The sequence below is a fragment of the Streptomyces katrae genome, assembly GCF_000966975.1.
In the GTDB taxonomy this organism is placed as follows: domain Bacteria; phylum Actinomycetota; class Actinomycetes; order Streptomycetales; family Streptomycetaceae; genus Streptomyces; species Streptomyces katrae.
In genome coordinates this window covers 1-4,888 of sequence record NZ_JZWV01001260.1, presented here as the reverse complement: position 1 = coordinate 4,888, position 4,888 = coordinate 1, and the positions used below count along the sequence as shown (strand labels likewise).

Here is a 4,888-nt window from a genome sequence, read left to right as displayed (position 1 = left end):
GTACCACAACGGCGTCAAGACCGTTCCGGCGCAGCTGCTCCAGCCGGTCAGCGTCGACAAGGAGAACTACCGCAAGGTCCTGGTGGACAGCGGCCAGTACACCGAGGACCAGCTCAAGTAGCAGCCGGCGGGTGCGGTGCCCGGGGAGACCCAGGCACCGCGCCGCCCCGACGATACGGACGCACATCCATGGCCCGACCCGTTCTCGAAATGCGGTCGATCAGCAAGACGTTTCCCGGTGTCAAAGCCCTCTCCGAGGTCAGCCTGACCGTCGCCGCCGGCGAGGTGCACGCCGTCTGCGGTGAGAACGGCGCCGGCAAGTCCACCCTGATGAAGGTGCTCAGCGGGGTGTATCCGCACGGCGGCTACGAGGGCGAGATCTACTTCGAAGGCACCCCCTGCCGGTTCCGGGACATCCGGGCCAGCGAGCAGCGCGGCATCGTGATCATCCACCAGGAGCTCGCGCTGGTGCCCTACCTGTCCATCGCCGAGAACATCTTCCTCGGCAACGAGCACGCCACCCGGGGCGTGATCGACTGGCACCGGACCCTGGCCCACGCCGCCGACCTGCTCCGGCAGGTCGGACTCGACGAGAGTCCGCACACCAGGATCGCCGACCTCGGCGTGGGCAAACAGCAGTTGGTCGAGATCGCCAAGGCGCTCGCCAAGAAGGTCAAGCTGCTCATCCTGGACGAGCCGACGGCCGCCCTCAACGACGAGGACAGCCGCAAGCTGCTCGGCCTGATCCTCGAACTCAAGGCCCGCGGCATCTCCTGCATCCTCATCTCGCACAAGCTGAACGAGATCGCCCGGGTCGCCGACGCCGTCACCGTCCTGCGCGACGGGCGGACCATCGAGACCCTCGCCATCGGCCCCGGGGGCGTCTCCGAGGAGCGGATCATCCGTGGCATGGTGGGCCGCGACCTGGAGCACCGCTACCCCGAGCGCACCCCGCGGATCGGTGAGGTCGCCTTCGAGATAGAGGACTGGAGCGTCCGGCATCCGATCGACCACCGGCGCAAGGTCGTCGACGGGGTCTCGCTCAACGTCCGGCGAGGTGAGATCGTCGGCATCGCGGGCCTCATGGGCGCCGGCCGCACCGAACTGGCCATGAGCGTCTTCGGCCGCTCCTACGGGCGCTGGACCGGCGGCCGGGTGCGGCTCGACGGCCGCGAGATCCGCACCCGGACGGTGCCGGAGGCGATCGGACACGGCATCGCCTACGTGACCGAGGACCGCAAGCAGCTCGGCCTCGACCTGGGCGCCGACATCAGCCGCAACATCTCGCTGAGCGCCCTCGGCAAGGTCGCCCGGCGGGGCTGGGTCGACCGGCACGAGGAGGCGAGGATCGCCGAATCGTTCCGCCGGACCATGAACATCAAGGCTCCCTCGGTGTTCGCGGAGACCGGCAAGCTCAGCGGCGGCAACCAGCAGAAGGTCGTCCTCAGCAAATGGATCTTCGCCGACCCGGAGGTGCTGATCCTGGACGAGCCCACCCGGGGCATCGACATCGGCGCCAAGGCGGAGATCTACACCGTCGTCGCCCAGCTCGCCGCCCAGGGCAAGGCGGTGCTCGTCATCTCCTCGGAGCTCCCCGAACTCCTGGGCCTGTGCGACCGGATCTACACCATGGCCGCGGGCCGGATCACCGGCGAGGTCGGCCGTGCGGACGCCACCCAGGAATCCCTCATGCGGCTCATGACCATGAGCGCGGCATCCCCCGACAAGCAGGTGTGAGGCATGGCGCAGACCCGAACCACCCCGGACTCGACACCCGGCACGCCGGAGGCAGGCCGACGCCCTTCGGCCGCTGCCGTACTGGCCCGAGCGCTGCGCGGCAACCTCCGCCAGTACGGGATGCTGCTCGCGCTGGCACTGATCGTGCTGCTGTTCCAGTTCTGGACGGGGGGCATCCTGCTCCAGCCGCTGAACATCACCAATCTGATCCAACAGAACGGCTACATCCTCATCCTGGCCATCGGCATGATGATCGTCATCATCGCCGGGCACATCGACCTGTCGGTCGGGTCGCTCGCCGCCTTCGTCGGGGCGGCCGCCGCGGTGATGATGGTCGAGCACAGGACCCCCTGGCCCCTGGCGCTGGCGGTCGCGCTGCTGCTCGGGGCCCTCGCCGGAGCCTGGCAGGGGTTCTGGATCGCCTACCTCGGTGTCCCCTCGTTCATCGTCACGCTGGCCGGCATGCTGCTGTTCCGCGGTGGGACCCAGATCCTCCTCCAGGGCCAGTCGGTGGCCCCGTTCCCCAAGGGTTTCCAGAACATCAGCAGCGGCTTCCTTCCCGAGGTCGGCCCCCGCACCGACTACCACAACCTCACCCTCCTGCTGGGCCTCGCGGTGCTGGCCGTCGCGGTCCTGCAGGAGGTGCGCCGGCGCCGACGGGCCGTCTCGTACGGGCTGCGGCCGCTCCCGGCCGGACTGTTCCTGGTGAAGCTCGGCGCGATCGCCGCGGCCGTGGTGACCTTCACCCTGCTGCTGGCCAGCTACCACGGCGCGCCGATCGTCCTGCTGCTGCTCGGCGTCCTGCTGGCCGTCTTCGGGTACGTGATGCGCAACTCGGTCCTCGGCCGCCACACCTACGCCATCGGCGGCAACGAGGCGGCGGCGCGGCTGTCCGGGGTGAAGAGCAAGCGGGTCGTCTTCCTGGCCTTCGTGAACATGGGCGTCCTGGCGGCCCTGGCCGGGATGGTGTTCGCCGCGCGGCTCAACGCCGGTACGCCGCAGGCCGGCATCAACTTCGAGTTGGAGGCGATCGCAGCCGCCTTCATCGGCGGCGCCTCCGCGAGCGGGGGCGTGGGTACGGTCCTCGGTGCGCTCACCGGCGGCCTGGTGCTCGGCGTGCTGAACAACGGCATGTCGCTGGTCGGCGTGGGCACCGACTACCAGCAGGTGATCAAGGGGCTGGTCCTGCTGGCGGCCGTCGGCTTCGACGTCTACAACAAGCGCAAGGCCGAAGCCTGACGCCCTGGCCGTGGCCGGGCGTGCTTCACGGTCCGGGGGGCGTGCCGGTCTCTTCGTCGTTCAGGTGGGCCCGCCACTGGCTGACGTGTTCGTCGGACAGGGAGCCCAGGCGGGCGATCTCGGCGTCGCTGCGCCCGTCGGACCAGGCCAGGATCCGTGCCACGGTGCGGTTCCGTCCGGCACGGAAGTCCTTGAGCAGGTTCTCCAGGCGTTCGATCTCCTCGCCTTCGAAGCGGAGCTGCTGGTCGACGCCGGCGCGTTCCTCGGCGCGCAGGGTGCGGAGGTAGGTGTCGAGTCCGGTGAGGACGAGCCCGTGTTCGCGCGCGGTGTTCTGGAACCTGTCGGTCAGATCGGTCAGCACGCAGTCGGAGACGTCGGCGAGGTTGGCTCCCGGGGGTTTGGCCGCTTCCCAGGTGCTCCTGCCGGTCTCCGTGGTCTCCAGCCAGGTGCGGGCGTCCGTCGGGGTGCGGTCGCCGGACGCCTGTGCACGGTAGGCGTACAGGGCGGCGCGGTGGCCGTAGAAGGTGAAGCCGTCCTCGATGTGCCTCCCGGCGATGTGGCAGATCCTGCCCGGCACTCCCCCGTAGCCGGTGGCGGGCTGGTAGTCGGCGAAGGCGTCGAGATCGGCGTCGGCGGCCACGGCCCAGGAGGGGTCGCACAGCTCGGGGTTGGCGTCCAGGAAGGCGCCGACCTCGACGCGCCAGGCCGGGACCGGCGTCATGCGCGGCAGGGGCCAGCGGAGTTCCCCGGAGGGGTCGAAGGCGGGGGTCGCGGTCTGCTCGATGTCGTCCCATGCGGTGGCCGCCTCGGCCGACCATTCCAGCTCGCCCGCGGGCCCGATCCGGTGGATCGAGTCCACGAGTCGCTGCACCGCGGGCAGGACGCGCTCCGCGAGCGCGTGCAGTTCCTCGGCACTGAAGAAGTGCCAGGTGCAGCCCCGCTGTTCGTCGTGGCTCAGGTGGCCGAGCAACTGCACCATGATTCCGGGGCCGGGGACGGTCCCGTCTCCGAGTGCCCTGCGCGGGATGCCCGGGATCCGGCTGCCGGGGGACTCCTGCGGGGCCCGCCAGTCGGTGTCGCCGAACCAGACGGCACCGCTGCGGGCGTCCACCGCCAGCCACTGCCGGTAGCCGACTCCCGGGCCGTAACGCTGGTCCTGCTGCTCGGCGTTCTCGTCGTGCCATACGTACTCGGGCGGGGGCGGGTCCAGCTCTGCGGCCATGAAGCCGTCCTCGGGGCGGTAGCCGGTGAGGACGCGCGCCGTTCTGGGGGCGCAATCGGCTGCGGTCATGAGGGGTTTCCTCTCGGTGGAACGTCAACCGCGGCAAACATAGTGTGCCCGTCGGTCAATAGTTTAACTTTCAGCCAGCGTGTCCGGTAGTCGGACACGGTGGGAAGTCCGGCGTGCCGGGGGGTCTACGCGCGTGCGCCGCCCCTCAAGTTGGCCGCTTTTCACGTGACTTGCACGAGCCGTGGCCCCGCACGGCCTCGGACCGCCGTGCGCTACGAGAGCGCGGCCAGCGCCTGCGCGGCGAGCATCCCTTCCAGGTCCAGCACGGCGCGCGGGGTGTGCCGGGTGTCGATGCGGACGGCGTAGATGAAGCGCGTCAGCCGCGGCTCGGCCAAGGGGCGCGCCACGACCTGGGTGTGGGTGCGGGGCAGGGCGAGTCGCGGCATGACGGCCACGCACAGGCCCGCGGCCACGAACCCGAGCACGGTGTTGAAGTCGTCCCCCTCGTATTGCAGGCGGGCCTGGAAACCGGGCGTCTTGGCCATCTGCGAGAGCAGTTCCAGGCGCAGCGCGGCCTCCGGCGCGGCGATCCACGTCTCCGAGGCGAGGCTGGCCAGGTCGATGACCTCCCGGCCGGCCAGGCGGTGGCGTGCCGGGACGACGGCCACCACCGGGTCCCGT

General features: G+C 70.3%; 3 protein-coding genes and 2 pseudogenes. 3 read left to right on the top strand and 2 right to left on the bottom strand.

From position 1 onward, the window contains the following. From VR44_RS47930 to mmsB, 3 genes and pseudogenes are all read left to right on the top strand, one after another. Positions 1-121 (top strand): annotated as a pseudogene (locus VR44_RS47930) (sugar ABC transporter substrate-binding protein); the annotation flags it as partial. Positions 122-261: 140 nt separating this feature from the next. Further along, positions 262-1,737, top strand: a pseudogene (gene mmsA, locus VR44_RS35895) (multiple monosaccharide ABC transporter ATP-binding protein); the annotation flags it as partial. A gap of 3 nt (positions 1,738-1,740) precedes the next feature. Then, positions 1,741-2,976, top strand: a complete 1,236-nt coding sequence (gene mmsB, locus VR44_RS35890; RefSeq protein WP_052713987.1) for a multiple monosaccharide ABC transporter permease — start codon at positions 1,741-1,743, stop codon at positions 2,974-2,976. Positions 2,977-3,001: 25 nt separating this feature from the next. Here the strand turns inward: mmsB and VR44_RS35885 are convergent, their stop codons facing one another. Together VR44_RS35885 and VR44_RS35880 are read right to left on the bottom strand one after the other, a co-directional pair. Then, on the bottom strand, positions 3,002-4,267 hold the full coding sequence (locus VR44_RS35885; RefSeq protein ID WP_045951845.1) for a hypothetical protein: 1,266 nt from the start codon (positions 4,265-4,267) through the stop codon (positions 3,002-3,004). A gap of 212 nt (positions 4,268-4,479) precedes the next feature. After that, a partial coding sequence (locus tag VR44_RS35880; RefSeq protein WP_045951844.1) for a LysR substrate-binding domain-containing protein occupies positions 4,480-4,888 on the bottom strand: 409 nt, incomplete at its 5' end.